Below are 26,878 nucleotides of genomic sequence, written 5' to 3'. Positions count from 1 at the left end.
CTCGGTCATCACCGACGCCGAGGGCCGGCACTCCCCGCCCGGACGTCCCACGGACGCCACGGCGCTCGACCAGGAGTGGAACGGGTCGTGAGCGACGAGGGCTACTTCTGATGGGTACCCCCGTAGACGTCCACTCCGCAGCGGCCGAGCAGGCCCACGACATCGCCGTCGCCCGCAAGGACATCCTGCGGATCGCGACCGCCGGCTCGGTCGACGACGGCAAGAGCACGCTGATCGGCCGGCTGCTCTACGACAGCAAGGCGATCTTCGAGGACCAGTACGAGGCGGTCGAGCGGGCCAGCAAGGGCGACTACGTCGACCTCGCGCTGCTGACCGACGGCCTCCGCGCCGAGCGCGAGCAGGGCATCACCATCGACGTCGCCTACCGGTACTTCGCCACCCCCCGGCGCAAGTTCATCATCGCCGACACGCCCGGGCACGCCCAGTACACCCGGAACATGATCACCGGCGCCTCGACCGCCGACCTCGCCGTGGTCCTCATCGACGCCCGCAAGGGCGTGCTCGAGCAGTCCCGGCGCCATGCCTTCCTCTCCAGCCTCCTCGGCATCCCGCACATGGTGGTGTGCATCAACAAGATGGACCTTGTGGGGTGGTCCGAACAGGTGTTCCGGGACATCAGGGACGACTTCACCGCCTTCTCGATGAAGCTCGACATCCACGACCTGACCTTCATCCCGATCTCGGCCCTGCTGGGCGACAACGTGGTGCACCGGTCCCCCCACCTGGCGTGGTACCAGGGGACGTCGCTGCTGCACCACCTGGAGGAGGTCCACATCGCGTCGGACCGGAACCTGATCGACGCCCGCTTCCCGGTCCAGTACGTGATCCGGCCCCAGAACCAGCGCGACCTCGACCTGCACGACTACCGGGGCTACGCCGGGGCGGTCGCCAGCGGGCTGCTCCGGCCGGGCGACGAAGTGCTGGTCCTCCCGTCCGGGGTGACCACCACCATCGCCGGCATCGACACCTTCGACGGTCCGGTGGACGAGGCTGTCCCGCCCATGGCCGTCACCATCACCCTGCAGGACCACATCGACATCTCCCGGGGCGACATGCTCTGCCGGCCCCACAACATGCCGACGATCAGCCAGGACATCGATGCGATGGTGTGCTGGATGACCGATCGCTCCGAGCTGCGGCCAGGCGCCCGGTACCAGCTGAAGCACACCACGAGGACCGTGCGGGCCGTGGTCCAGGACGTGCAGTACCGCCTGGACATCAACACCCTGCACGGCGATGCAGCCGCCGAATCGCTGCGGCTGAACGACATCGGGCGCGTCCGGCTCCGGACCCACGCCCCCCTCTTCTTCGACGAGTACCGGGACAACCGGGAGACCGGCAGCTTCATCCTGATCGACGAGGCGACCCACAACACCGTCGGGGCCGGGATGATCCGGGGCGCAGCCGGGGGCGGGGTCCCGCCCCACTAGACTCGCGGGCGTGCCCGAACCCGACGTCCCCCTCCCCGAGGCCTACCGCGGCCTCGACCCTCCCGAGGTGTGGCGGCACTTCGCCGCCCTCAACGCCATCCCCCGGCCCTCGTGCCACGAGGAGCAGGCCCGCTCCTACGTCCTGTCGGTGGCGGCCGCTGCCGGCGCCGGGTGGCAGCAGGACGGCTACGGCAACGTGGTGGTCCGGGTGCCTGCCACGGTCGATGGCCCCGGCGGGCCGCCGGTGGCGCTCCAGGGGCATCTCGACATGGTGTGCGACCAGCTCCCCGGCGTCGTCCAGGACTGGGCGTCCGACCCGGTCCGGCCCCGCCGGGAGGGCGACGACATCTACGCCACCGGGACCACCCTGGGCGCCGACAACGGGATCGGGGCCTCGATGGCGCTGGCGGTCCTGACGACCACCGGGCTGCGCCACGGCCCCCTGGAACTGCTCTTCACGGTGGAGGAGGAGATCGGCCTCAAGGGGGCGCTGGCCCTGGACCCCGGCATGGTGCAGGCCCGGACCCTGCTGAACCTGGACACCGAGAGCCCGGACGAGATCATCATCGGCTCGGCCGGCGCCCGGAGCCTGGAGGTCTCGGTCCCGCTGGCCCTCGCCCCGCCGGCTGCCGGGTCGGCGGCCTGGGAGGTGGCCGTCTCCTGCCTGCGGGGCGGCCACAGCGGCGTGCAGATCCACGAAGGCCAGGCCAACGCCATCAAGGTGCTGGCGGCGCTCCTGGGCGCCGTACGCCACGAGATCGACGGGCTCACCCTTGCCACCATCGCCGGCGGGTCGGCATCCAATGCCATCCCGCGGTCGGCACAGGCGACGGTCGTGGTCCCGCCGGCCGCGGCGGCCGCCGCCGAGGGGGCCTTCGCCCGCGGACGGGCATCCCTCATCGACACCTGGCTGGGCGCCGAGCCGGCGCTCGAGATCGCCATCACCCCGGCGACGGTTCCCGGGGAATCGGTTGACGCAGCCGGGACCTCCTCGGTGCTGGCCATGCTGCAGCGCCTCCCCCACGGCGTGCTCGCCTGGAGCGCCGACTCCCCCGGCATCGTGCAGACCTCGTGCAACCTCGCCCTGGCCTCGATGGCAGTCTCCAACCCGGTCTCGGCGGGGCGGGCGGCGCTCAACGTGCTCCTCAGCCCCCGGAGCTTCCTCGATGGCGATCTGGACGGCGTGCAGGCCGATGTCGGCGACATCGCCCGCTCGGCCGGGGGCACGGTGACCTCGAGCGAGGCCTACCCGGGATGGCCCCCGGCCCTTGATGCGCCGCTGACCGCCCTGACCCGGCAGGCCTACCAGCAGGTCTACGGCCACCCGCCCGAGGTCAAGGTGATCCACGCCGGGCTGGAGTGCGGGATCATCATCGCCAAGCTGCCCGGGACCCAGGCGGTGTCGATGGGGCCCCGGATCACCAGCCTCCATACGCCCGACGAGCACGTCCACGCGCCGAGCGTGGCGTCCACCTGGCGGGTGGTGGTCACCCTGCTGGAGTTGCTGGGCGCCCCGCAGACCTAGGAGCGAACCGGCCGCCGGCCCTCCACCATGCGCAGTGACCCGGCCAGGTCCGGCCGGGCAGCCACCTCCCCGTAGGCGTCCCCCAGCAGCGCCACCAGGTCCTCCGCCTGCCCCGGCCACGTCTCCATCACGAGCCACCCACCCGGCCGCAGCCACGCCCAGGCCGAGGCAATCAGCCGGGACGGCACCTCCAGCCCGGTGGGCCCCGACACCAGCGCCACCCGGGGCTCGTGGTCCCGGACATCGGCAGCAGCCGACTCCACCAATGCCTGCGGCAGGTAGGGCGGGTTCGCCACCACCAGGTCCACGGTCCCCTGCAGCGCCCGCGGCAGGCCGGACAGGAGATCGCCCTCCACGAACGCCACCCGCTCCAGGCCGAGGCCGGCGGCGTTGCGCCCGGCCCAGGCCAGTGCCGCCCCACTGACCTCCGTGGCCCATACCGCCGCCGACGGCCGCTCGGCAGCGATCGCCAGGGCGATGGCCCCCGACCCGGTGCCGACATCGACCACGACCGGCGAGGGCACCGCTGCTATCAACGCAAGCGCACGCTCCACCACCACCTCGGTCTCCGGGCGGGGGACCAGCACGCCGGGCCCGACCTGGAGGTCCAGGCCCCGGAACACCTGCCGCCCGGTGAGGTACTGCAGTGGCTCCCCCGCCCCCCGGCGCTCCACCAACGACACGAACTGGCCCGCCACCACCGATGTCAGCACCAGGTCCCCTGCGGCGTAGAGCCGGGCGCGGGTCCCGCCGAGCACCGACAGCAACAGCACCTCGGCATCCACCGACGGGGAATCGACGAACCCCGTCAGCCGCCGCCCCGCCCAGCGCAGCGCCGAGACGGCGGTGGCACCCGCCGGGAGCGGAACCTCAGTCGACCGCGGCAAGCTGCTCGGCCCGCTCCTTGGCGATGAGGGCATCGATGAACCGGTCCAGGTCCCCGGCCAGGATCGAGGGCAGCTGGTTCAGCGACATCGGCAACCGGTGGTCGGTCACCCGGTCCTGCTGGAAGTTGTAGGTCCGGATCTTCTCCGAGCGGTCCACCGTGCGCACCTGGCTCCGCCGGGTGGCGATGATGTCGGCCTGGCGGCGCTCCTGCTCTGCCTGGTACAGCCGGGCACGCAGGAGGCGCATCGCCTTCTCCCGGTTCTGGAGCTGCGAGCGCTCCTCCTGGCAGGCCACCACCAGCCCGGAGGGTTTGTGGGTGATGCGCACCGCCGAGTCGGTGGTGTTCACCGACTGCCCACCCGGCCCGCTGGAGTGGTAGACGTCCACCTCGAGGTCCTTGGCGTCGATCTGCACGTCAAACTCCTCGGCCTCGGGCATCACCAGCACGCCGGCCGCCGAGGTGTGTACCCGGCCCTGGGACTCGGTGTCCGGCACCCGCTGCACCCGGTGCACGCCGGCCTCGTGCTTCAGCCGGGAGTAGGCCCCCCGCCCGCGTACCTCGAAGGTCACATCCTTGAAGCCACCCATGTCCGAGGGCTGCGAGGAGAGCACCTCGCTCTTCCATGAGCGGCGCTCGGCGTAGCGCTGGTACATGCGGAACAGATCGCCCGCGAAGAGGGCCGACTCCTCGCCCCCCTCCCCGGCCTTGATCTCCACGATCACGTTCTTGTCGTCGTTGGGGTCCTTGGGCAGCAGCAGGGTGCGCAGCTGGCCCTCCAGCCCGTCGGCGAGGGCCTGCTGGGTCTCGTACTCGGCCTCGGCCAGCGCCTTCATCTCGGGATCGGACTCCTCCCGGGCCATCTGGCGGGCCGAGGCCGCCTCCTCCAGCGCCTTGCGGTAGCGCCGGTAGGGCAGCACGATCTCCTCCAGCTCGGCGTTGACCTTGCCCAGCTCCCGGAGCTGGTCGGGGCGCGTGAGGATGTCGGGGTCCTGGAGCTGCGCCTGGACCTCGTCATAGCGCGTCTCGATCTGGGCCAGCCGGTCAAGCATTCAGCGCTCCTCCCAATCCGGGTCGAACGAAAGATCGAAAGGAAAGGTTACCGGGAGTCGGCCGCAGCATCGGCGGCGGTCTCGGCGGCGATCACCGCCTCGATCGCCTTCACCGCCACCTCGATCTGGCTGTGGTCCGGGGGCCGGGTGGTGATCTTCTGCAGCGCCAACCCGGGGAGGCTCACGATGTGCAGCGCCCGGGAGTCGGGGTCCCGGCCCGCTGCCCGGATCACCTCGTAGCCGCCCCCGGCCAGGATCGGGATGGCCACCAGCCGGGCGGTGATGGCCAGCGGCAGCCCGTGGACCATCATGTCGATCCCCAACCCCACGATGATGGTGAGGAACAGCACGATGAACAGGAAGTTGGTGCCGCAGCGCACGTGCAGGGTCGAGTAGCGGTCGACCACCTCGGGCTCGAAGGGGTCCCCGGCCTCGTAGGCGGCGATGGTCTTGTGCTCGGCCCCGTGGTACTGGTAGGTGCGCCGCACCCCGGGCACCAGCGAGATCAGCAGGATGTAGCCCAGGAACAGCCCGAGGCGGATCGCCCCCTCCAGCAGGTTCTGGGCCACCGACGACCGGGCGCCCACCGCGTGGCCCCCCAGCTTGGCGGCCAGGGCGGGACCGGCGATGAACACCGCCAGCACCACCACGATGCCGATGGCCATCGTCCAGGTGAGCTGGCGCTCGGTGGTCTCGACCGACGCCCCGGTGGCCTCCTGCAGCGAGTAGGCGGCGGACAGGCGCAGCGCCCGCATGCCGATGGCCAGCTGCTCGGCCAGCACCCAGACGCCGCGCACGAAGGGCCAGCGCACCCAGGGGTGGGCGGCGGCGTTCCAGGGCAACGGGTAGGCCGAGGCGGCGATGGCCCCGTCGGGCGTGCGCACCGCCACCGACCAGGACCGGGGGCCGCGCATCATCACGCCCTCCAGGAGCGCCTGGCCCCCGATCGGGTAGCGGCTGGCCACGGCGGGGACCGCGGGACTCGGGACTAGGCCCGGGGTGCGCGCCGCCCGTACTTCTTCTCGAAGCGCTCCACCCGCCCACCGGTGTCGACCAGCTTCTGCTTGCCGGTGTAGAAGGGATGGCACTGCGAGCAGATCTCCACCTTGAGCTCGGGCTTGGTGGAGCGGGTCTGGAACGTTGCCCCGCACGAGCACCGCACCGTGGCGATGGTGTAGTCGGGGTGGATGCCGGTTTTCATGGGATGCCTCTCTTCGTTGTCCGTGCAGGTCGCGCCAATGGTAGCTCGGGCCCGGGCGCAGCGGTCAGTCGCCGATCGTCACCTTGGAGATCTCCCGCAGGAACTGCATGTTGCCCTTGGTCTGGCGCATCTTGTCCACCAGCAGCTCCAGGGCGGCCACGCCCTCCAGGGCGTGCAGGACCCGGCGCAGCTTCCACACCAGGGCGAGCTCATCCGAGGAGAGCAGCAGCTCCTCCTTGCGGGTGCCGGAGCCCTGGATGTCGATGGCGGGGAAGATCCGCTTCTCGGCGGCCCGCCGGTCGAGGCGCAGCTCCCAGTTGCCCGTTCCCTTGAACTCCTCGAAGATCACCTCGTCCATCCGGGACCCGGTATCCACCAGGGCGGTGGCGATGATGGTCAGGCTCCCGCCCTCCTCGATGTTGCGGGCGGCACCGAAGAACCGCTTGGGCGGGTAGAGGGCCGTCGAGTCGACACCGCCGGAGAGGATGCGCCCGGACGCCGGCGTCGCCAGGTTGTAGGCCCGGGAGAGCCGGGTGATGCCGTCCAGCAGGATCACCACGTCATTGCCCAGCTCCACCAGGCGCTTGGCCCGGTCCAGGGTGAGCTCGGTGACCTGGATGTGGTCCTCCGAGGGCCGGTCGAAGGTCGAGTAGACGATCTCGCCGTTGACCGAGCGCTGCATGTCGGTCACCTCTTCGGGCCGCTCGTCCACCAGCAGCACGATCAGGTGGCACTCGGGGTTGTTGGAGGTGACCGAGTTGGCGATCTGTTTCATGATCGTGGTCTTGCCCGCCTTCGGCGGCGAGACGATCATCCCGCGCTGGCCCTTGCCGATCGGAGCGACCAGGTCGATGATCCGCTGGGCGATCTGGGCCGGGTTCTCGGCCAGCTCCATGTGGAGGCGGGTCTCGGGGTAGAGCGGGGTCAGCTTCTCGAACCACTTCCGGCCGATGACCTCCTCGGGGGCCATGCCGTCCACCTTGTCGATGCGCACGAGGGCCTGGTACTTCTCGCCCTCCTTGGGCCTGCGCACCGCCCCGACGATGTGGTCGCCCCGGCGGAGCTGCGAGCGCCGCACCTGGGAGAGCGACACGTAGACGTCCTCCGGCCCGGGCAGGTAGCCGCTGGTGCGGAGGAAGCCGTAGCCCTCGGGCAGGACGTCCAGGATGCCGGTGCGCACCTCGAGGTCGCTGGTGTCCTCGACTTCCGGCTCGCGCCGGGGCCGGGTGTCCGTCCGTTCGCCCCGGTCGATGTTCCGGTCCGCGCCCCGGTCATAGTTGCGGTCGAAGTTGCGGTCCTGCCCGCGGTCGAAGTTGCGGTCCGGCGTCCGCTCCACCCGGTCGCCCGGGCGCTCGGGCCGGTCGTTGCGGTCCCGGCGCCGCCGGCGCCGGCCACGGTCCCGACCCCCCTCACCGTCACGGTCCCGGCGGTACTCGGGCCGCCCCTCGCCCTGGGAGGGGGCATAGGACGGGGCGCCGGACGACGCCTCCGCCGATGCCAACTCGCCGGTGGCCGGCGCCGAGGTGGCGGCAGCCTCTCCCGGGGAGGCCGGGGTGTCGGTGGTCGGTGCCTGGGATGCGCTGGCGGCATCCGCAGATTCCCCGCTGGGGGCCTGCGCTGGGGCCTGCGCTGCAGACGCGGTTGCGGACTGCGCCGCCGATTCCGTCCCATTGGATTCCGTCCGACTGGATTCCGTCCCACCGGTGGGTGCCGACGGCGCGGGCGCACCCTCGGCAACCGGTGCCGGGGCAGGAGCCAGGCCGGGCTGCGGTGGGACCGGGATGCCGGGCACCACGGGGGGACGCCACGGCGTGTGGGGACGGGGGGCCGCGGCGGCGGTCCCGTTCCGCCCCTCCCCAGCTGGGGCAGGCAGAGCAGCCGGCGCCGACCGAACGGGGCCGGCAGCCGGTGCGCCGTTGCCGCTCTCGCCCGCGGGAGGTGCGCCAAACCCGCGCTGGCGCTCCTCTCCCCCATTGACCGTACCGTTGCCGCCACTCTCCGGGCTCCCGTGAACCGTCCCGAGGATGGCATCGATGAGGTCCGCTTTCTTGCGCTTCTTCGGGTCCTTCACTCCCACCTGCTCGGCGATCGCCTGGAGCTCGGAAACGAGCTTTCCGGCGAGCATCGACCGCTGTTGGGTCTGGGTCTCATCCATTCGTTCCCGCCTCCTTTCTGCGTGCTTTTCGTTGCTGGACAAGCTGTTGTGTCATCTGAATGCCCCCCTTAACCTCGCCTCCGTGCCCCGAGGGGCTCCCAGGCTCCCATCCGGCCCGCCTTCGCCACCCGGCGTGTGGCGCTCAACCCGTTGCGTGACCGGCGCCCCGATGCCACCGGAGAACCTGCATCACCCACGTCGTTCACGTCGTCCACTTGGGGGGCATCCGGCGCCGTCCCCAGGGCCGCTGCGCCCTCGGCCTCCTTCCAGGCCCCCGCCCGCTCCAGGGCCTTGGTCATCACCAGGGCCGCGACCCGTTGGAGGGCTGAGTCGAGGTCGACCATCTCCACCACCGGGGTACCGGTCCGCTCCGCCTGCTTGACGATGTAGGCCTGGAGCGCCCGGATCTTGTCGAAGTGGGCCAGGTACCGGTCCCGGGGCCGCGCCCGGGTCTCCATTGCCCGGAGCTCGAAGTGGGTCCGGTGGGTCTCGGCATCCGACACGGCCACGACCACGGGGACCAGGACCGCCTGAGTGAACTCCTCCTCCCACCCGTCCAGGAAACCGGGGACGACGTGGGCACCCTCCACAATGATATCGGTTCCCTCCTCCAGAGCCCGGGAAATCAGGGCCTTGATGCCTACCGACACCGCCGTGACCTGCTCCTGGAACCCCACGATCAGCTGCTCGGCGGGCGACGAGATCGACCGCACCCGGAGGGCGGCATCGGCATTGAACGACGACACGTACAGGCTGGGCATCAGGGCCTCCGAGAAGGCGGACCGCAACACCTCCCGGATGGCGTCGGTGGAGATCACCCGGGTGATCCCGAGCCGGGCGGCCAGCTGGGTGGCGATGGTGGATTTGCCCACCCCGGTGGCCCCGCCGATCAGGATGACCAGCGGCTGCTCCAGGTCCTCCACCGCCTGCCAGTCCAGGTAGCCCTGGGCGTGGGCCTGGTCGGCTTCGGCCAGCATCGAGGCGGCGAGGTCCCGGAGCTCCGTCCCGGAGATCTGGCTCACGCCCCGCTCCACCAGCACCTGCTCCACCCGCTCGGCAACCCGGTACGCCTGGGCGGGCGCCACGCCGGCCACCATCATCGATGATGCCAGCAGGCCTTTGGAATACGGGAGGCCCTGGGTGGTGTCGGAGATGAGGATCGGGGCCGGCGTCGCCGCCCGGCGGACCTTCATTGCGGCTTCCTTTGCCTCTTCATTTTGGTCTTCACAATGCTGGAACCATTCCGGTTACCGCCTGGCGCAGTTTCCCCCACCCATCACGGCGTCCATCGTGTACGGGCCAGCTGCGCAACCTCCAGCAGCAATGGCTCCAGGGGTCCTTCGCCACCGACGACCTGCGGGCGATTGTCCACGTACACCACGTCCAGTCCGTGCTCTGCTGCCCAGCGCGTGACCACATCCACGGCTGCTGCCTTCAGCTCTACCGCCAACGCCTCCACCGGGTGACCGCCTGCCGCATCCGCCAGCGAACTGAGGTCCCGCCGCAACTCGTCCCGCCGCGCCAAGGCATGGCTAATTGCGACTACCTCACACCCGAACGTTGCCTCCAAATGGTGCTTGAGAACCGGTCCCGCCCGCTCGTTCGCCGTGGTTCCGAACCAGATTTTCCTTCCCGAGACGTCTGCTAGGGGGTAGGGTCGAAAGACGGTGCAAACAACCTTTGGTTGGCTGAGGGAAGTACTCCGAGCGCAACGCTTGGCCGCCGCCATGTACTCCTGGCCGAGGCTCTCTTCACACATTGTAAGCACGACCACGTCCGCGAGCAACAACCGGTACAAACCGAAGTAGCTGCCGAGGGCTTCCGGGGCCGTGGCGGCATTGGCCACCAGCACCCCTGCCCCCGCCCGGGCGGGCGGGATGGCGGCGCCGCTGCCCTCGAGCACCAGCAGTCCGGGCGCCAGGGCCTCGGCCGCCGCCAGGGCGGCGGGGAAGTTGGTGTAGGCCATCGCCCCGGCCAGCCCGCCGCCGGCCCGCCAGGCGCCGACGGTGGCCGCCCCCGAGGTCATGGCGTCCTCGACATAGTCGCTCGAGGCATGCCGGCCCTCGGCCACCAGGGCCAGCAGGTGCTCCCGGTCCAGCCGGGTGCCGGCGGCCAGGACCTCGGGCTCCGCCGGGCCACCCCGCCCCATGGCCAGCACCACCGGGTCGAGGCCCGCCTCCCGGTACAAGCGGGCGGCGAAGCCGGCCATGGCGGTCTTGCCCGTGCGCTTGCCGGTCCCGAAGACCGCCACCGAGGGCACGGCGGGGTGGGCCGATCGGTCGGGTGGGGTGAAGCAGAAGTCGGCCCCTTCGTAGGTGGCGCCGCACCACAGGGCCACCGAGGCCATCCGGGTGCGGGCGGTGTAGCCCAGGATGGGCTCGTCGGACAGGTCCACCACCCGCCTGACCCCCGTCTGGCGCAGGACCCGGGCCAGGGCCGCCTCCCGGTCCTCGATGCCGGAGGGCACCTCCACCGGGATGCCGAGGTCCCACGGCACCTGGCCCAGCTTCTCCTGACCCCCCACCAGCAGGGCGGCGACGGGCCGGTCGCCCTCGGCCACCAGCATTGCCAGCGCTCGGGCGATGACCGGTGGGTAGTGCTCCCCGTCCACCAGGACAAGGCAACGGGGATCGCGCGCAACACCGGGAGGTGCCATGGACCCGCTGAGCCTACGGCGCGCTGCGATAGGTTGTCGGCGTGCGCCCTCTCGTGCCCGCCCTGTGCCTGGGAATCGCGGTCACCCTGGCCGCCTGCTCCGCCTCGCCGAAGGCACCGCAGAGCACCCCCACTCCCACTCCCACCCCCAGCGTCTCGGCCAGCCCCTCCGCGCTGCCCACCCAGCTCCCGGCCAGCCCGGCCATCGGCTGCACCATCGTCACTCCCGACGAGGTGAACGCCGCCCTCCGCACCACGGTGGGCGTCCCGACGGTGGACCACCCCTCCCAGGCCGAGACCGACTGCACGTTCACCGGCCCCGGCCAGCTGGTCACGGTGGACGTCATCGTCGGCGAGACCGCGGCCTCATTCGCTGCCGACAAGTCCCAGCTCACCGCCAACCAGACCTGGGCGGACGTCGCCGGGGTGGGTGACCAGGCCTACTACGTCACGCTGGCGTCGCAGTACGGCACCACCATCGTCCTGTACGCCCTCAAGGGCTCCAACGCCTTCGTGACCAGCGCCCAGACCGACCTGCGGACGCTGGAGATGCTCATGAACCAGGTACTGGCCCACGCCACCTCGAAGTAGAGCCGGGCCCCGCCCACTTCATCTCGGGGACATTGGTCCCAGTGGCCGGGACGAAAATCCCCGAGTTCCGCCGAGGGGCCGCCTTCCTTGGGGCTATGCGGGCATCTTGCACCCAGAGAAACGTACGGGTCTCCGTGGCGACCTGAGGAATCACAGAAAATTTTAAGGCGCCGCCCAACGCAGTTATCCGGTGCCCGGGCGGGTAGGAGCCGTGGTGAGAAAGCAGAACGCGCCACGAGCGAAAGGAGCCCGCGATGTCCTACCAGTACTATCCCCCGTCGGCCAGGCCGGTCAGCAGTGGGGCCGCCATCGCTGCGCTGGTCTTCGGCATCATCTCGATCTTTGCCAACCTGTTCTTCGTCCCCGGCATCATCGCCATTGTCCTGGGCCGCCGGGAGCGGGCGATCAGCGGCGCCGCCAATGCCGGCTACATCCTGGGGATCATCGGGACGATCCTCACGATCCTTCTTATCGCACTGTACCTCGGCTACATCCGGTAAGCCGCCGGATTGGGGTACGCGGGCTCAGTGGGCCCGCGCCCCGGTAAGGTCCCACCCGGCATCGGCGATGCCCCACCCGTCCGGCAGCAGGTCCCGGGCCACCTCCCGGGCCTCGCCGGCGGCGACATCATCCACCAGGATCAGCACGGACGGCCCCGCCCCCGAGAGGGCGGCGGGCACCCCGGCAGCCCGCAGACCGGCATGCAGCGCCCGGGTCTCGGTCATCAGGGGCAGCCGGTAGGGCTCGTGCAACCGGTCCTCCGTGGCCCGCAGAAGCCCCGTGGGGGACTGCAGCCCGGCCAGGATCGCCACGAGTGCCGCGCATGCCGCCATGTTCGCCAGGGCGTCCGCCCGGGGGACGGCGTCGGGCAGCACCTGGCGGGCGGCCTTGGTGGCAAAGGCTTCCCGTGCGACGAGGACGATCGGGCACACCGCCGGCGAGGGCGTGAAGCGCTGCCACCCCACCCCCGAGCCCGCCAGCACGAGGCCCCCGAACAGCGCCGGGAGCACGTTGTCGGCGTGGCCTTCGATGCGCACCGCCAGGCCCGCCAGCTCGTCGTCGGACAGCGCCAACCCACCCAGCGCCCGCGCCCCCACCAGCCCGCCCACGATCGCCGACGCCGACGCCCCGAGGCCCCGCCCGGCCGGGTAGGCCCGCGCCACGGTGACCTTCACCGGCGGCGCCTGCTCCCCCACCGCCGCCCACGCCCCGACGAATGCCCGGTGGGTCAGGTCCTCGCCGACTGGCCCGGCGACGAATGCCGGGTCTGCCGCAACGGTTTCCGACGAGGGGGCCGCTTCGAAGACCAGCTCCAGGTACAGACCGAGCGCAGCCCCCAGGCAGTCGAACCCGGGTCCCAGGTTGGCGGTGGTGGCCGGCACCCGGACCGCAACCGAACCGGAGTAGCTCAACGCCAGCCCGACAGAGGCCTAGAAGCCAATGGCCTAGAAGCCAATGGCCTCGGCGACTGCCACCACCTCGGGGCGCGCCCGGCGGGGCGGGGGCGCCCCCATGATGGCCCAGTCGGGGTCCTTCAGCCCGTTCCCGGTCAGCACGCAGACCGCCATGCCACTGGCCGGGAGCCGGCCGGCGGCGTGCAGCTGGAGCAGACCGGCCACCGAGGCGGCCGAAGCCAGCTCGCAGAACAGGCCCTCCTCCCGGGCCACCAGGCGGTAGGCCTCCAGGATGTCCTTGTCGCGTACCGCGGCGATCGACCCGCCCGAGTCCTGCGCGGCAGCCAGGGCACTGTCCCAGGAGGCCGGGTTGCCGATCCGGATGGCGGTGGCGATCGTCCGGGGGTCATCCACCGGGTGGCCCCGCACGATGGGGGACGCCCCCGCCGCCTGGAACCCGTGCATCGCCGGCAGCGAGTCGATGATGCCGTCCCGGTGGTACTCCCGGTAGCCCTTCCAGTACGAGGTGATGTTGCCGGCGTTGCCCACCGGGATGAGGTGCAGGTCCGGTGCCCGCCCCAGGGCGTCGCAGACCTCGAACGCCCCGGTCTTCTGGCCTTCGATGCGGTAGGGGTTGATCGAGTTCACCAGGGTGATCGGGTAGGACGCCTCCAGCTTGCGGGTGATCTCGAGGGCCTGGTCGAAGTTCCCATCGATCTCGATCACCCGGGCGCCGTGCACCAGCGCCTGGGCCAGCTTGCCGGGGGCGATCTTGCCGCTGGGGATGAGCACGGCGCACACCACGCCCGCCCGGGTGGCGTAGGCCGCCGCCGAGGCCGAGGTGTTGCCGGTCGAGGCGCACACGATGGCCTTGGCGCCGTTCTCCACCGCCTTGGAGACGGCGAGGGTCATGCCCCGGTCCTTGAACGACCCGGTGGGGTTGGCGCCCTCGTACTTGAGGTACACCTCCAGCCCGGTCACCTGGGACAGCCGGTGCGCCCGGATGAGCGGCGTGCCGCCCTCCTGCAGGGTCACCACAGGGGTGGTCTCGGTGACCGGGAGGCGGTCCCGGTACTCCTCGATGATCCCCCGCCACATGTGGCTCATTCCTCGTCGATGACCCGCATCCAGGAGGCCACCTCCTCAACGACCTCCAGGCCGCGCAGGTCGCCCAGGATGGCCTGGAAGTCCTGCTCCCGGGCCCGGTGCGTGATGAGCACCAGACGGGCCTCGTCGCCGTAGCCCTGCTGGCGCACGCTGTTGATGCTCACCCCGCGGTCGGCGAAGGTCTGCGCCACCCGGGCCAGCACCCCGGGGCGGTCCTCGACCTCCAGCAGGATGTAGTACTGCGAGGCGGTCTCGTCCATCGGCCGGATCCGGGCGTTGTGGTGGTAGCAGGTGCACCCGACGCCCCGGCTGCCCGTGGTGATGTTGCGGGCCAGGTCGACGACGTCGCCCACCACCGAGGTCCCCGTGGGCGGGCCCCCGGCACCCTGGCCGTAGAACATGAGCTGGCCGACGTTGACCCCCTCGACGAACACGGCATTCAGGTTGTTGCGCACCGATGCCAGCGGGTGGGACAGCGGGATCATCGCCGGGTGCACCCGGGCGGCCACCTGCCCGTCCACCATCTCGGCGATGCCCAGCAGCTTGACCTCATAGCCCAGGTCGTGGGCGAAGGCGATGTCCCGGGCGGTCACCTCCGTGATCCCCTCCCGGTAGACGTCACCGGCCACCACCCGGGCGTTGAAGCAGATGCTGGCCAGGATGGACACCTTGGCGGCGGGGTCGAAGCCCTCGATGTCGGCCGAGGGGTCCAGCTCGGTGTAGCCCAGGCGCTTGGCCTCGGCCAGGGCCTGGTCGAACTCGAGGCCCTCGACGCTCATCCGGGTGAGGATGAAATTGGTGGTGCCGTTGATGATGCCCATCACCCGGGAGATCCGCTCCCCCGCCAGGGACTCCTTCAGGGGCTTGATGATCGGGATGCCGCCTGCCACCGCCGCCTCGAAGGCGAAGTCGGCGCCGGAGCGCTCAGCGGCCTCGAAGATCTCCCGTCCCAGGGTGGCGATCAGCTCCTTGTTGGCGCTGACCACGGACTTGCCGGCGCCGAGCGCCTCCAGGATCAGGCTCCGGGCGGGCTCGATGCCGCCCATGACCTCGATGACGATGCGCACATCGGGATCGAGGACCACTGCCATCGGGTCGGTGGTGAACAGGTCGTGCGGCACGTCCACCGCCCGTTCCTTCGCCAGGTTGCGCACGGCCACCCGCCGGATGACCAGCTGCGCCCCCGAGCGCTCGGTGATCTCGTCGGCGTGGGCCGACAGGATGCGGGCGACCGCCGAGCCCACGATGCCGCAGCCCAGCAGCCCGATGCCGATTTCGTCTCCCACGTCGTCTCCCACGTCGAGGTTCAAGCGCCACGCGGCGTGAATTCGGGTCCCATTATCCTGGCTCTCGATGAGCCGGACGGCACGCAGCACCACGCGGGCACCGTGCGGGCCTGGGTAGTCGACCAGCCCGGGCCGATCGACGGCGGCCCGCTGGCCCTCGTGGACCTGCCGGTGCCCATCCCCGGGCCGGGCGAGATCCGGGTCAAGGTGACCCACTGCGGCGTCTGCCGCACGGACCTGCACCTCGCCGAGGGCGACCTTGCCCCCCACTGGCGGCGCCGGGTGCCGGGCCACGAGGTCGTGGGCCGGGTGGACGCCTTCGGCCCCGACGCCCACCGGTTCCGCCCGGGCGACCGGGTGGGGATGGCCTGGCTGCGCAGCACCGACGGCACCTGCCGGTTCTGCCGGGCGGGCAGCGAGAACCTCTGCGTGGCACCGGCGTTCACCGGCTGGGATGCCGACGGCGGCTACGCCGAGTACGCCGTGGTGCCCGAGGCGTTCGCCTATCCGCTCCCCGAGGGGGTCCCCGGCCAGGACCTGGCTCCCCTGCTGTGCGCCGGGATCATCGGGTACCGGGCCCTGCGGTCCTGCAAGCTGGCGCCCGGCGGCCGGCTGGGCATCTACGGGTTCGGGGGGTCGGCGCACCTGACCGCCCAGGTGGCCCTGGCCGAGGGCGCCCGGGTCCACGTCCTCACCCGGGATGCCGCCGCCCGGGATCTCGCCCGGGAACTGGGGGCGGCCTCAGCCGGGGGCGCCTACGACGCCCCGCCCGAGCCGCTGGACGCCGCCATCCTCTTCGCCCCGGTGGGTGATCTCGTCCCCGTGGCCCTGGCGGCGCTGGACCGGGGCGGGACCCTGGCGGTGGCCGGCATCCACCTCTCCGCCATACCGCCGCTCGACTACCAGGAGCACCTCTTCCAGGAGCGCACGCTGCGCAGCGTCACCGCCAACACCCGCCAGGATGGCAGGGACTTCCTGGACGCCGCCGCCCGGATCCCGGTGCGGCCGACGACGCGCCTCTACCCGTTCGAGGAGGCACCCCGCGCCCTGGCCGACCTGGCCCACGGCGCGTTCACCGGGGCGGCGGTGCTGGTCCTCTAAGGCCTCGCCTGGGGACTGGACTCAACCCTCCCGGCGGCGCCAGGTGGCCTTGGAGCCCGGGTGCAGGCGCACCTGGGCCTGCCCACGGCCGTCGTCGGCGGTCAGCACCTCGGCCCTCCCCCGGACCACGACGCCCCATTTCGGGCTCCCGAACACGCAGATAGCCACCTGGGGGTTGGCCACCAGGTTCTTGAACTTGCGGGCGTCGGGCTCGGTCTCGAAGCGCAGGGTGTCACCCTCCACGTTGACCTGCACCGGGGCGGCGTGCGGCCCGCCGTCGGGGCTCACCGTGGCAAGCACCCCGATGGCGCCGTGGATGCGCTCGCGCTCCCAGTCCTCGAAGGAGACCGGACCTGCAGTCAACGTGGGTTTAGATGCGGGCTCAGATGTCGTCAGCTGCGGTGGTCTTCGGGGCGTCGCGCTTGGCGATCAGCTCCTTGAGGCTGGCGCCCGGGTTGTACTTGCCCGACTCCTCGAGCTGCGCCTTCCAACGCCTGCGCTCCTCGGGCGTGGCCTCCCCGAGCGGGAGACCGTGGTTCTTGCTGCCGCCGCCGTGCCCCTGCCGTTCATCGGCCATGACTTCCTCCTTGTGCAGCGCGGGATCTTCTACGTCCGTCATAGCTCAATGTAACCCAGGCCCCGCTCTATTCCCGGCTTCCCTCCCGGGCACGGGCCTCACCGCCGGCCGGATCTGCCGACCCCGGCCGCCGCCAGGCGCTCGGCGTGCAGCTTTTCCACCAGGGCGTCGCCCGATCCGTCCCGCAGCGCCGGCAGCGGGCCGGCCACCCAGGTCAGCAGCAGGTCGGCCAAAGCGGCATTACGGGCCAGCACCGGGCCGTGGAGGTAGGTGGCCACAAAGCGGCGCTCCACCCAGGCGCCGTCCTGGCCGTCCCCGTTGCCCGTGCCCACCAGCACGGCGCCGAGTGGGCGCGCCCCCGGGCCGAGGGTGGTCACCCCGGCGTGGTTCTCGAACCCGGTGAGGAGGGGGAGCCCGCCCGGGAAGGGGTCGATGACCACCTCGCCGATGCGCCGCCGGGGGCCGGCCACCGTGTCGGCGTCCACCAGGCCCATGCCGGGCACCCGGGCACCATCGGTGCGCACGTAGCTGGAGCCGATCAGCTGGAACCCGGCGCACACGGCCAGCATCGCCGCCCCGCCGTCCAACGCCCCGCCGATCGCCGCCTTCGACGCCAGGAGGCCCTCGGCCGCCAGGGTCTGGGGGACGTCCTCGGCCCCGCCCAGCACGTAGAGGTCGAGGCCTCCGGGCACCGGCTCGCCGGCAGGGATGGTGACCACCTCGCCGGCGAGGCCTCGCCACGCCAGCCGGCGCTCCAGCACCACCGCGTTGCCCCGGTCCCCGTAGGTGCCCATGAGCTCGGGGTAGATCAGGCCGATGCGCACAGGATCCGTCACGGCGCACCCCGCAGCCGCCGGCCGAGCGCCACAAACGCACTGTAGGTGGCCAGCACCTCGACGCCGTCGCCATCCACCGCTGCCGCCGCCCGGAGCGGATCGGGCTCGACGACGGGCTCGATGCCGGCATACCGCAGCCGCACGGCCAGGTCCAGCACGCGCTCCCCTGCCGCCGCCACCCGGCCCGCCCCGCGGCCGGCCAGCAGCTCGAAGGGCACGTCCCACAGCCAGGAGGGGTCCTTGCCGTCGGCGACCTGGCAGTTCAGGACCAGCACGATCCCGGCCGCCGAGCCGGCGACGTAGTGCAGGACCTCGGTCCACCCGGCGGGGTTCTTCGCCAGGAGCAGCCGGGCCCGGCGCCCGTCGCCCAGCGCCCAGGTGGCCTGGCGGCCGCTCACTTCCCGGACGGCCGCCATCGACGCCGCCGCCGCAGCCGGGGCCACGCCGAGGGCCTGGCATGCGGCCAGCGCCATCGCGGCGTTCGCCTGGTTCCAGCGGCCGGGGAGGTCCAGACTGAGTGCCACCTGTTCCCCGCCCAGCGACACGACACCGTGGCGCAGGGTGATGTCCGGTACCGGCTGGTGGAACCCGCACGCCGAGGCGAAGCCCCCGTCCCCCCATTCCAGCAGGGCCCCGCAGGCGGGGCACACCGTGGCGTCCTCCCGCCACGTCAGCCCGGTATCCACCCAGGTCGTCTCCGCCGGCGACGCCGCCCAGACCACCAACGGGTCGGCGGCGTTGGCGATGACCCGCTGGCCCGGGCGGTCCTGCAGCATCTGGCGCCAGCGCCCGGCCACGGTACCCACCTCGCCGTAGCGGTCCAGCTGGTCCCGGCTCAAGTTGGTGAGGATCACCAGGCCGGGGTCCAGGGCACCGATCACCCGGGGCAGCACCGCCTCGTCGATCTCCAGCACCGGCAGCGCGGCGCGGTCGCCCTCGCCCAGCGCCGACGCCAGCCCGGACGCCAGGTTGGCGCCGGTGCCATTGGAGACCACGCGCCGCCCGGCACCCACCATGCCGGCGGCGATCAGCCGCGTGGTGGTGGTCTTGCCATTGGTGCCCGAGATCACGCACGGCCCCCGGCCCGCCGCCAGCTCCGCCAGGGCCTTGGGCGACACCACCAGGGCCACCCGGCCCCCGATCGTCACCCCGGCCCCCACCCCGGCGCGGCGGGACACCAGCCCGGCGATGCGCCCGGCCCGGAGGGCCAGCGCGGTCCGGGCCGAGAGCCGGGGCGAGGTCGCGGTCACGGCCCTAAAGCCTACGGCCCCCGGCGTCGACCTTTAGGGAAGACCCTCCCACCGCGAGCCTCCAGGAGACAGCGTTGGCCGTCCGCCAGCTCCACTACTGCACCCACTGCGGGACCCCCATTGTCGGGAACCACAATCCCGGGGCCACCGCGGACCGGGGTTCGGGCGGGAATATGGGCCGGGATGGGGGCCGGGATGCACGCGTCAATTTCTGCCCGAGCTGCGGCCACCGGTTGTACCGGGCCACCGCGGTCATCCCCCGCCGGCCCCCCCTGCGGGTGGCTGCGCCCGCGGCCGTCGCCCCGCCGCTGGCCAAGGCTCCCTTCGAGCGGCGGCTCGCCGCCGCGGGTGTCGATCTCCTCCTGGCCGGCGTGGCGGCGCTGGTTGCCTGGGCCCTCGGGGCCGAGATCTCGGTCATCGTCAACGCCGGCGCCCCCCACGGGAGCATGCTGGCCTGGGTGCTCGTGGTGCTGGTGCTGGCCGGCTACCAGCCCCTGTTCTGGGCGCGCGCCGGCCGGACACCGGGCATGCAGCTCCTGGGCCTGCGCCTGGTCTCCGCCGAGGGTACGCCGGTCAGTGCCGGCCGCGCCCTCGCCCGGGCCGGTGCCATGGTGCTGTCCGCGGCGGCCGTGGGCCTCGGGTTCACCGGCGCCTGGCGTGACCCCTCCGGCCGCACCTGGCACGACCGCTTGGCGGGCACCGCCGTCGTGGGGCCACCGCAGCCCTGACCGGGGGCGGGAGCGGGCCCCTTCAGGGCCTACTTGATGAAGCGGATGCTGATCGGGTACCGGTAGAACTCGCCCCGGTTGGCCTTTACCGCGGCGATGACCACCAGCACCGCGTCGGCTCCCAGCAGGACGGCGACGAGAGGGATGCCGATGAGCACCTCGATCAGGAGAGTGGCCACCAGCACGTAGATCAGCATGCTGATCTGGAAGTTGACCGACTCCTTGCCGTTCTCGTCGAAGAACATCGACGTGTCCCGCTTCACCAGCCACAGGATCAGCGGGCCGAGGACGTTGCCGCCGAGCGGGAAGAGCAGCCCGCAGAAGGCGAGCAGGTGCACCATCGTCGCCAGCATGCGTTCGTCCCGATCCATCGACCGACCTCTTTGACTCCGGTGGAACCCGGCCCCAAAACCGCCGGAACTCTACCGGCTGGCGCTACTGGGACGGACCCGTGTCCCACCAGAGCGTCACCAGGGGCCGGCCGGCGCCCAGGGCGACCGGGTCGGCCGGGTCCACGCCCAGGGCCACGAGGGCGTCGGCCACCTCCGGGTCCCGAGAGGCGGGCAGGCAGAGGCGCTTGCGGTGGAAGACCACCATCTCCTCCAGGCTCTCGTAGTGGTGCAGCGGGCCGGAGTCCCGGATCTCCAGCTGCACCCCGTACCCCAGCGAGCGCAGTGCCGCCGCGGCGTCCTCCGCCGAAGGCCCGGATGGGCGGCGCAGATTGTGGAACTGCAGCCAGAGTGGGTTCATCGGCTCCAGGGGGTGGCGCTCGGTCAGCTCGCAGACCACCCGCCGGCGCGCGTGGCCGTGCAGGGCCTCGGCGAACGGGCGGAGGTCGGGGGCGTTGTACAGCACGTGGTGGCAGCACACGACGTCGGCGGGGTCCACCTCGGGGGCCACGTCCGGCCACGTCCCTACGACGCCCACGATGTCGGCCTGCATCGCCGGATGGGCGGCTGCCACGGCCCGCATGGCGGCGAGCATGTCGGGGTCGCTGTCCACCGCGGTGACCCGCCCGGCACGGTCAGCCAGCGGCAGCGAGGCGGCCCCCGCCCCCGAGCCGACGTCCAGGGCCGTTCCTCCCTCCGGCAGAGCCTCCCGGGCCCGGCGGTACGACGGCCCCTCCCGCCCGGCCACCTGCTGCTGCGCCCGCTCGGCGAACACCCGGTGCGGGAAGCCCCAGGGCGGCTCGGGCGCTGCCGCCAGGATCTCGTCCGGGACCCCCCAGCCCGACAGGTCGCGGTGCCAGGCCTCGAACAGCTCGGTCGGTGTGCTCATCGGGTCCCTCCGGATCGGCGCCGGCCGGCGATCCCCGGCAGCGCCCGCCGGGCGATCAAGCCAGATTCGGCCAGCTAGGTGTTGTCAAGCCCGGCCCTGGGCAGTGTAAGGTTGATGGCTGCACCAGCTCCCTCGTCGCCGTGCCGGTTCCCTGCTGGAAACCATGATGGAAACATCCTGGCAGAGGAGCCGGTGCGCAGACACCATACCGACCGACCACACTTGAGGACTTCTCGACCGACATGAGCCAGATCTCGAAGGTAGCGTCCGGCAAGAACGACGTCGCGCGGACGCGCGGCCCCGACCAGCTCGATCCCCTCGCGCTTTACCTCGACGCCATGGGCCGCTACCCGCTGCTCACCGATGTGGACGAAGTGGAGCTCGCCAAGGCCATCGAGGCCGGCAAGGCGGCCGAGGCCACCCTCGCCATCCCGAAGAAGCGGATGTCGGCCGCCACGTCCGAGGCCCTCCACGCCCAGGTCCGGGACGGCAAGGCCGCCAAGCGGCGCTTCATCCAGTCCAACCTGCGCCTCGTGGTGTCGATCGCCCGCCGCTACTCGGTGGCCGGGCTCCCTCTCCTCGACCTCATCCAGGAGGGGAACCTGGGCCTCATCCGGGCGGTGGAGAAGTTCGACTACCGCCGGGGCTTCAAGTTCTCCACCTACGCCACCTGGTGGATCCGCCAGGCCATCACCCGGGCCATCGCCGACAAGGCCCGCACCATCCGCATCCCGGTGCACATGGTGGACACCCTGCAGCAGCTGCGCCGGGTGGCGTCGGACCTGCTGGAGAGCCTGGGCCGGGAGCCCACCCTGGACGAGATCGCGGTGGCCGCCGGCATGAACCCGGAGAAGGTCCGGGAGGCGTTCCGGGTGCTGCCCGAGCCGGTGTCGATCCACGAGCCCGTGGGTGAGGACGACGCCGAGCTGGGCGACTTCATCCAGGACACCGAGGCCCAGGGACCCTTCGAGGCCGCCGCCCTCGCCCTCCGCCAGGAGGACCTGCGCCGGATGCTCGAGGCGTTGACCGAGCGGGAGAAGAAGGTGCTCGCCCTCCGCTTCGGGCTGCTGACCGGGCAGGCCTGCACCCTGGAGGAGGTCGGGCGGGAGTTCGCCCTCACCCGGGAGCGCATCCGCCAGATCGAGGCCAAGGCCCTGTCGAAGCTGCGCCACCCCTGCCTACCCAACAATCTCCGGGAGGCGCTCGCCCCGTAGCGCCCGCTCCACCCCGCGCAGTCGCGGCCAAATCGTTGCGGCCCACAGATCCGCGCCGTACCCTTAAGGGAGGGTGAATAACATCGTGCGGAAGGCCGCGGCCGCAGTCCTGGACGGCTGGGGGCCGGGGAACGGAGGATGGCAACCATGGACACGCAGACCAGCGACACCCACCGCAGCTCGGTGGAGTGCGTCCAGCGCCTGCAGCGTACGGAGGGGATGCTGGCCGGGAGGCTCAACGGCCAGGTCCGGCCCTTCGGCCTCAGTGTCGCAACGGTCAACGTCCTGACGGTCCTGTTGCGGGCGGAGCGCTCGCTGTCCCCGTGCGAGATCGGCGAGGAGCTCCTCGTCACCCGCGGGACGGTCACCGGGCTGATCGACTCGCTGGAGCGCCGCCAGCTCGTGCGCCGCCAGGCCCATCCCGACGACCGGCGCATGCTCCTCATCGAGCTGACCGATGAGGGCCGCTCCCTGATGGATCGACTGATGCCCGAGCAGTGCCGCATGATGGCCGAGCTGCTCGCCTGCCTGTCGGAGAGCGAGCGGGACGCCTTCGTCCAGGCCCTCGGCAAGATCGAGGACCACCTCGCCCAGTACGGGTGCCGCGGGGCCTGACACCGCCCGGGCACCGGCTCCCGCGGGACCGCGACGACCGCGACAACCCGCGATGCTTGCGCTGTGAAGATCCTGCTGGGCGCGCTTGGTGTCGCCCTGGTCCTGGTGGTGTTCTGGGATGCCTTCGAGACCCTGATCCTGCCCCGGCGGGTCTCCCGACGCTTCCGTATCGCCCGGGCGTTCTACCGGACGACCTGGAGCCTGTGGACGCTGGGCGCCCGGGTCCCCCGGACCACGCCCCGGCGGGAAACCTACCTCAGCTACTACGGCCCGCTCTCCCTCCTGTTCCTGCTGGCGGTGTGGGGCGGGGGGCTGATCCTGGGCTTCGCCCTCATGATCGAGGGCGTCGGGCGGGTCCATGCCGCCGGGGCGCACACCTTCCTCAGCCTCGTGTACCTGAGCGCCAGCACGTTCTTCACGCTCGGGCTGGGCGACATCACCCCGGCGAACCGTCTGGGCCGGCTCGTGACCGTGGCCGAGGCGGGCGCCGGGCTGGCGTTCCTCGCCCTGGTCATCTCGTACCTGCCGGTGCTGTACCAGTCCTTCTCCCGGCGGGAGGTGCGCATCTCCCTGCTGGACGAACGGGCGGGCTCACCGCCCAGTGCGGGGGAGCTGCTCGGCCGCCGGGGGCCGGTCTACGCCGAGTCCGGCCTGCAGTTCCTGCGGGAGTGGGAGCTGTGGTGCGCCGAGCTCCTGGAGAGCCACCTCTCCTATCCCGTGCTGGCCTACTTCCGGTCCCAGCACGACAACCAGTCCTGGCTCTCCGCCCTCACCGTCATCCTGGACGCCTGCGCCCTGGTCATGGCGGGGATGGCGGAGATCACCGACAGCCAGGCCAGACTCACCTTCGCCATGGCCCGCCATGCCGCGGTGGACCTGGCCGCGATCCTCGGCACCCCACCGGTGCGGGGCGGCGTGGACCGGCTCCCCCCCGAAGGGCTGGACCGCCTGCGCCGCCACATCTCCGAGAGCGGGCTGACCCCGGCGGCGGGCGAGCGCGCTGGCGAGGAGCTCCGATCGCTCCGGGCCACCTACGAGCCCTACCTGCGGGCGCTCTCCGCCCACCTCCGGATGCCACTGCCGGCGTGGATGCCCGCCGAGGAGGCGTCCGACAACTGGGAGGTGACCGCCTGGGAGGGCCGCCCCGCCCGCCGGTGGATGCGGCGCGGGCCCAGCCCCCGCCAGCACTAGGGCACCGCACGGGGGGGCTCCATATGTATACAGAAACGCAGAGCGGTACCTCCATGGGGAGGCGGCCAACGGCCGGATGCCGGGCTCAGGGCCCGAAGCGGTAGTCGTCGAAGGCCGCCACCGGGCGGTAGCCGATCTCCTGGTAGATGTGGTTGGTCGTGGGATTCATCATGTCGGCGAACAGGCATGCCCAGTGCTTGCCCGACGCCAGGAGCTGGCGGGTCACCTCGGCCACCAGGGTGGCGGCGTAGCCCCGGCGCCGGTGCGCCGGCGGGGTGTACACCGCGTAGACCCGGGCGCCGTGCCGGGTGGACCCACCCACCGCGGTCATGGCCACCGGCTCCCCGTCGTCCCACAGCCACAGGTACCCCCGGTCGATGTGGTCCTCCGCCATCCGGCGGGCGGCTGCCGGGTCATGGGCGGCGTCGGGCAGGGCCTCCTCGTTGAACGCGGTGATCCAGCGGGCGACGAGGTCGGCGTCGCGGCGGGTGGCCGCCCGGACCCTCCCGGCGGCCCGGTGCGCCGGGTCGCGTACGGCATCCGCCCGGTAGAGCTGCATGGCGCTGCGCCGGTGGACGGGCTGCAGGGCTACCCCCCGCCAGGTGCCCGCGAAGGACAGCGCCTCGGCCGCCGGTCCGACCACCCCAGGGAGAGCGATCCCGGCGTCGTGCAGCCCGTGGGCCAGGACCGCCAGCGCGCCGACAGTCGGCGAGCGCGACACCACGAGGTTCCGGGGCGGCACCATCACCGCGGCGCACGCCACCGCCCCCTCTCCCTCCCCCGTGCGCTCGACCAGCGCCAGGACCGTGTCGGGCCCGGCATTGGCGATGATCCCGAGGGCGAGGTTGTGCAGCACCTCGTCGGCCAGCAGGAAGGGCTCGACCCGGTCGGCGTAGGCGGCTGGGTCCGGGACCAGCGCAAACTCCAATGGGACCTCCCGGCATCGGTCCGGTCGTGGTGCCCCGTCGTCGGAACGGGTGGGCTGGGGGCTGTGGTGCTCGGATCGATGCGGAGGATAGCGGATGGCCTAGAGGGCCTGGCACGTGACCCCCCGCCCGGTCTGGAAGCCGGCCCACAGGGCCCGGTGGCGCTGCTCCAGCGTGCCGTGGGTGTCGAGCGAGGCCCCACCCTCGGGGCCGTGGATCTCGATGGCCGCGGTCTGGGCCGCCGCCAGCGCGGTCTGGTCGACCGAGCCCGGCGCCAGCACGGTGCGCAGGAACAGCCCGGCCAGGCAGTCGGCCTGGAGCTCGTAGCTGACCAGCGCCCGGCGGGCGGCGGCGCCCGGCTTGGCCTCCGAGTCCTCCACGGTCGCCCCCAGCCCGCTGAGGTGCTGGACGTGGTGGGCGAACTCGTGGGCCAGGCTGTAGGCCACCGCCACCGTGCCGCTGACCCCGGGGGAGCCGGCCAGGTCGGAGACGTACTGCTGGGGGACGTACACGGTGTCATTCAGGAAGCAGTAGTAGGGCGGCCCGTCGTTGAAGTCCATCAACGGAAAGCAGGGCAGCGAGGTGGCGTCGGCGAACCGGTCCAGGGTAGGCGCCCGGTACGGCCGGCCGATGGCGGGGAACTCGTTGCCCCAGAAGGCGTTCAGCCGGGCCGCCAGCGCCCCGGCAAACCCGGTCGGGTCGGCCTGCGGGTCGGGCATCCCGGTCAGCCGGCTGGTGGCCGGCCGCCCCGGTGGCGGGGGCAGCCGGTCCAGCAGCGGGGTGCGGAAGGCCCGTGGGAGCAGGAGCGCGGCCAGGATGGCCACGACCACGGCCAGCGGGATGGCCACCCAGGCGGTTGCTTTCTTCAAGGAGACCAGCTGGCCGTGGGGGGCGGGGTCCGCCCGCGTCGGGCCAGGAACCCGGGCCCGGGTGGGATCGTTGCCTTTCCCTGCCGAAAATCTCCCTAGGGACACCTGCCATTGTGCGCCGGCCTCCCCCGCCCGGCGTGGGTGGCAGTGCCCGACCACGCCACCCCGGGGGCGGCCGCCGGATACCGTGGCGCCATGCCGCACGAGTGGGACGCCGCCACCTACGACCGCATCGCCGACCCGCAGGCCCGCTGGGGTCAGGCCGTCATCGGTCGCCTGGCGCTGGACGGCGACGAGACGGTGCTCGACGCCGGGTGCGGCACCGGGCGGGTGACCGCCGGGGTGCTGGACCTGCTTCCCCACGGCCGGGTGGTTGCCCTGGACGGGTCGGCGGCCATGCTCGGCCAAGCCCGGGAGCGCCTGGCGGGCTCGGCCGGCCGCCTGTCCTTCCTGCACGCCGATCTCCGCCAGCACCTGCCGCTGGCGACCGGGTGCCTCGACGCCATCGTGTCCACGGCCACCTTCCACTGGATCCCGGACCACCAGGCGCTGTTCGGTCACCTTGCCCGGGTGGTCCGGCCGGGCGGCGCCCTGGTGGCGCAGTGCGGCGGGGCGGGCAACATCGCCAGCGTGTACCGGGCACTGGATCAGGTGGCGCCGGGAGAGGCGTACCCGAAGCAGTACGCCACCGCCGAGCTGACCGCCGAGCGGCTCCAGCGGGCCGGCTTCGTGGACGTCGAGACCTGGCTGCACCCCGAACCGACGCCCTATGCCACCCGGGAGGACCTGGAGCGTTTCCTGGCGACAGTGGTGCTGTGGCCGCAGTTGCGGGTACGGCCGCCCGAAGAGCACGGAGCCTTCGTGGCGGCGGTGGCGGACCGCCTCCCGGCACTGGAGCTGGACTATGTGCGGCTGAACATCATGGCCCGGAAGGCCTGAGGGGGCCCGGAAGGCCTGAGGGGGCTTCGCCGGCCCGGCGATCGGTCGTCA

28 protein-coding genes are annotated in these 26,878 nt (G+C 72.1%); 10 read left to right on the top strand and 18 right to left on the bottom strand.

Features of this window, described 5'->3' with window-relative positions:
* Nucleotides 1-110 precede the first annotated feature (110 nt).
* Both cysN and pepD read left to right on the top strand, forming a co-directional pair.
* Nucleotides 111-1,451 (top strand): sulfate adenylyltransferase subunit CysN, encoded by a 1,341-nt coding sequence (cysN, locus tag VFW71_02385; GenBank protein ID HEU5001612.1) that lies wholly within the window; start codon nucleotides 111-113, stop codon nucleotides 1,449-1,451.
* 10 nt (nucleotides 1,452-1,461) lie between these two features.
* Nucleotides 1,462-2,976, top strand: coding sequence for a beta-Ala-His dipeptidase (pepD, locus tag VFW71_02380; GenBank protein HEU5001611.1), 1,515 nt, complete (start codon nucleotides 1,462-1,464; stop codon nucleotides 2,974-2,976).
* Here pepD and prmC read toward each other — a convergent pair.
* From prmC to VFW71_02345, 7 genes are all read right to left on the bottom strand, one after another.
* Nucleotides 2,973-3,863 (bottom strand): peptide chain release factor N(5)-glutamine methyltransferase, encoded by an 891-nt coding sequence (gene prmC / locus VFW71_02375; protein ID HEU5001610.1) that lies wholly within the window; start codon nucleotides 3,861-3,863, stop codon nucleotides 2,973-2,975. The genes pepD and prmC overlap by 4 nt on opposite strands.
* The gene (gene prfA / locus VFW71_02370; GenBank protein HEU5001609.1) at nucleotides 3,847-4,914 is read right to left on the bottom strand and encodes a peptide chain release factor 1; all 1,068 of its coding nucleotides are present in this window, start codon (nucleotides 4,912-4,914) and stop codon (nucleotides 3,847-3,849) included. The genes prmC and prfA overlap by 17 nt, the downstream gene beginning before the upstream one ends.
* A 47-nt stretch (nucleotides 4,915-4,961) precedes the next feature.
* The gene (locus tag VFW71_02365) at nucleotides 4,962-5,879 is read right to left on the bottom strand and encodes a DUF1385 domain-containing protein (GenBank protein HEU5001608.1); all 918 of its coding nucleotides are present in this window, start codon (nucleotides 5,877-5,879) and stop codon (nucleotides 4,962-4,964) included.
* 23 nt (nucleotides 5,880-5,902) lie between these two features.
* Nucleotides 5,903-6,115: a 50S ribosomal protein L31 gene (gene rpmE, locus VFW71_02360; protein HEU5001607.1), complete on the bottom strand. Its 213-nt coding sequence runs from the start codon at nucleotides 6,113-6,115 to the stop codon at nucleotides 5,903-5,905.
* Nucleotides 6,116-6,179: 64 nt separating this feature from the next.
* A complete protein-coding gene (gene rho, locus VFW71_02355) occupies nucleotides 6,180-8,270 on the bottom strand; it encodes a transcription termination factor Rho (GenBank protein HEU5001606.1) in 2,091 nt (696 codons plus the stop codon).
* A 68-nt stretch (nucleotides 8,271-8,338) separates the two neighbouring features.
* Nucleotides 8,339-9,463, bottom strand: a complete 1,125-nt coding sequence (locus VFW71_02350) for an AAA family ATPase (protein ID HEU5001605.1) — start codon at nucleotides 9,461-9,463, stop codon at nucleotides 8,339-8,341.
* Between the two features lie 83 nt (nucleotides 9,464-9,546).
* Nucleotides 9,547-10,926: a 2,3-diphosphoglycerate synthetase gene (locus tag VFW71_02345; GenBank protein ID HEU5001604.1), complete on the bottom strand. Its 1,380-nt coding sequence runs from the start codon at nucleotides 10,924-10,926 to the stop codon at nucleotides 9,547-9,549.
* A 41-nt stretch (nucleotides 10,927-10,967) separates the two neighbouring features.
* Between VFW71_02345 and VFW71_02340 the strand changes: the two genes are divergently transcribed.
* Nucleotides 10,968-11,516: a hypothetical protein gene (locus VFW71_02340; GenBank protein HEU5001603.1), complete on the top strand. Its 549-nt coding sequence runs from the start codon at nucleotides 10,968-10,970 to the stop codon at nucleotides 11,514-11,516.
* Between the two features lie 254 nt (nucleotides 11,517-11,770).
* Entirely contained in the window at nucleotides 11,771-12,016 is a 246-nt protein-coding gene (locus VFW71_02335) for a hypothetical protein (GenBank protein ID HEU5001602.1), read from the top strand.
* Between the two features lie 24 nt (nucleotides 12,017-12,040).
* Here the strand turns inward: VFW71_02335 and thrB are convergent, their stop codons facing one another.
* The 3 genes from thrB to VFW71_02320 all read right to left on the bottom strand — a co-directional run bounded on the left by thrB (nucleotide 12,041) and on the right by VFW71_02320 (nucleotide 15,303).
* Complete coding sequence (gene thrB / locus VFW71_02330; protein HEU5001601.1) at nucleotides 12,041-12,898, bottom strand: homoserine kinase; 858 nt, start codon at nucleotides 12,896-12,898, stop codon at nucleotides 12,041-12,043.
* Nucleotides 12,899-12,961: 63 nt separating this feature from the next.
* Complete coding sequence (thrC, locus tag VFW71_02325) at nucleotides 12,962-14,017, bottom strand: threonine synthase (GenBank protein HEU5001600.1); 1,056 nt, start codon at nucleotides 14,015-14,017, stop codon at nucleotides 12,962-12,964.
* Entirely contained in the window at nucleotides 14,014-15,303 is a 1,290-nt protein-coding gene (locus VFW71_02320) for a homoserine dehydrogenase (GenBank protein HEU5001599.1), read from the bottom strand. The genes thrC and VFW71_02320 overlap by 4 nt, the downstream gene beginning before the upstream one ends.
* 102 nt (nucleotides 15,304-15,405) lie before the next feature.
* Between VFW71_02320 and VFW71_02315 the strand changes: the two genes are divergently transcribed.
* On the top strand, nucleotides 15,406-16,404 hold the full coding sequence (locus tag VFW71_02315; protein ID HEU5001598.1) for a zinc-dependent alcohol dehydrogenase family protein: 999 nt from the start codon (nucleotides 15,406-15,408) through the stop codon (nucleotides 16,402-16,404).
* A gap of 21 nt (nucleotides 16,405-16,425) precedes the next feature.
* On the opposite strand, the gene VFW71_02310 is transcribed toward VFW71_02315, so the two are convergent.
* The 4 genes from VFW71_02310 to VFW71_02295 all read right to left on the bottom strand — a co-directional run bounded on the left by VFW71_02310 (nucleotide 16,426) and on the right by VFW71_02295 (nucleotide 19,067).
* Entirely contained in the window at nucleotides 16,426-16,767 is a 342-nt protein-coding gene (locus VFW71_02310; protein ID HEU5001597.1) for a pyridoxamine 5'-phosphate oxidase family protein, read from the bottom strand.
* Between the two features lie 19 nt (nucleotides 16,768-16,786).
* The gene (locus tag VFW71_02305) at nucleotides 16,787-16,981 is read right to left on the bottom strand and encodes a hypothetical protein (GenBank protein HEU5001596.1); all 195 of its coding nucleotides are present in this window, start codon (nucleotides 16,979-16,981) and stop codon (nucleotides 16,787-16,789) included.
* Between the two features lie 98 nt (nucleotides 16,982-17,079).
* Nucleotides 17,080-17,817 carry a glutamine amidotransferase gene (locus VFW71_02300; protein HEU5001595.1) on the bottom strand — a complete coding sequence of 246 codons (738 nt, stop codon included), beginning with the start codon at nucleotides 17,815-17,817 and terminating at the stop codon, nucleotides 17,080-17,082.
* Nucleotides 17,814-19,067 carry a MurT ligase domain-containing protein gene (locus VFW71_02295; protein HEU5001594.1) on the bottom strand — a complete coding sequence of 418 codons (1,254 nt, stop codon included), beginning with the start codon at nucleotides 19,065-19,067 and terminating at the stop codon, nucleotides 17,814-17,816. The genes VFW71_02300 and VFW71_02295 overlap by 4 nt, the downstream gene beginning before the upstream one ends.
* 74 nt (nucleotides 19,068-19,141) lie before the next feature.
* Here VFW71_02295 and VFW71_02290 point away from each other — a divergent pair, with 74 nt between their 5' ends.
* Nucleotides 19,142-19,795 (top strand): RDD family protein, encoded by a 654-nt coding sequence (locus VFW71_02290; GenBank protein ID HEU5001593.1) that lies wholly within the window; start codon nucleotides 19,142-19,144, stop codon nucleotides 19,793-19,795.
* Between the two features lie 29 nt (nucleotides 19,796-19,824).
* Here VFW71_02290 and VFW71_02285 read toward each other — a convergent pair whose 3' ends face one another.
* Nucleotides 19,825-20,166: a DUF4870 domain-containing protein gene (locus VFW71_02285; GenBank protein HEU5001592.1), complete on the bottom strand. Its 342-nt coding sequence runs from the start codon at nucleotides 20,164-20,166 to the stop codon at nucleotides 19,825-19,827.
* A gap of 64 nt (nucleotides 20,167-20,230) precedes the next feature.
* Complete coding sequence (locus tag VFW71_02280) at nucleotides 20,231-21,073, bottom strand: class I SAM-dependent methyltransferase (GenBank protein ID HEU5001591.1); 843 nt, start codon at nucleotides 21,071-21,073, stop codon at nucleotides 20,231-20,233.
* Between the two features lie 242 nt (nucleotides 21,074-21,315).
* Here VFW71_02280 and VFW71_02275 point away from each other — a divergent pair, with 242 nt between their 5' ends.
* The 3 genes from VFW71_02275 (at nucleotide 21,316) to VFW71_02265 (ending at nucleotide 24,093) form a co-directional block, all read left to right on the top strand.
* Nucleotides 21,316-22,287, top strand: a complete 972-nt coding sequence (locus VFW71_02275) for a sigma-70 family RNA polymerase sigma factor (protein HEU5001590.1) — start codon at nucleotides 21,316-21,318, stop codon at nucleotides 22,285-22,287.
* Between the two features lie 147 nt (nucleotides 22,288-22,434).
* Nucleotides 22,435-22,902, top strand: a complete 468-nt coding sequence (locus VFW71_02270; GenBank protein ID HEU5001589.1) for a MarR family transcriptional regulator — start codon at nucleotides 22,435-22,437, stop codon at nucleotides 22,900-22,902.
* 63 nt (nucleotides 22,903-22,965) lie between these two features.
* Complete coding sequence (locus VFW71_02265; GenBank protein ID HEU5001588.1) at nucleotides 22,966-24,093, top strand: potassium channel family protein; 1,128 nt, start codon at nucleotides 22,966-22,968, stop codon at nucleotides 24,091-24,093.
* Nucleotides 24,094-24,178: 85 nt separating this feature from the next.
* Here VFW71_02265 and VFW71_02260 read toward each other — a convergent pair whose 3' ends face one another.
* Together VFW71_02260 and VFW71_02255 are read right to left on the bottom strand one after the other, a co-directional pair.
* Nucleotides 24,179-25,021 (bottom strand): GNAT family N-acetyltransferase, encoded by an 843-nt coding sequence (locus VFW71_02260; GenBank protein ID HEU5001587.1) that lies wholly within the window; start codon nucleotides 25,019-25,021, stop codon nucleotides 24,179-24,181.
* Nucleotides 25,022-25,120: 99 nt separating this feature from the next.
* Nucleotides 25,121-25,888 carry a neutral zinc metallopeptidase gene (locus VFW71_02255; GenBank protein HEU5001586.1) on the bottom strand — a complete coding sequence of 256 codons (768 nt, stop codon included), beginning with the start codon at nucleotides 25,886-25,888 and terminating at the stop codon, nucleotides 25,121-25,123.
* Between the two features lie 195 nt (nucleotides 25,889-26,083).
* On the opposite strand from VFW71_02255, the gene VFW71_02250 reads away from it, so the two are divergent.
* Nucleotides 26,084-26,827, top strand: coding sequence for a class I SAM-dependent methyltransferase (locus tag VFW71_02250; protein HEU5001585.1), 744 nt, complete (start codon nucleotides 26,084-26,086; stop codon nucleotides 26,825-26,827).
* Nucleotides 26,828-26,878: the final 51 nt, after the last annotated feature.

Source organism: Actinomycetota bacterium, from assembly GCA_035765775.1.
Lineage (GTDB): Bacteria > Actinomycetota > CADDZG01 > JAHWKV01 > JAOPZY01 > DASTWV01.
This window is presented reverse-complemented; position numbering and strand designations above follow the sequence as displayed.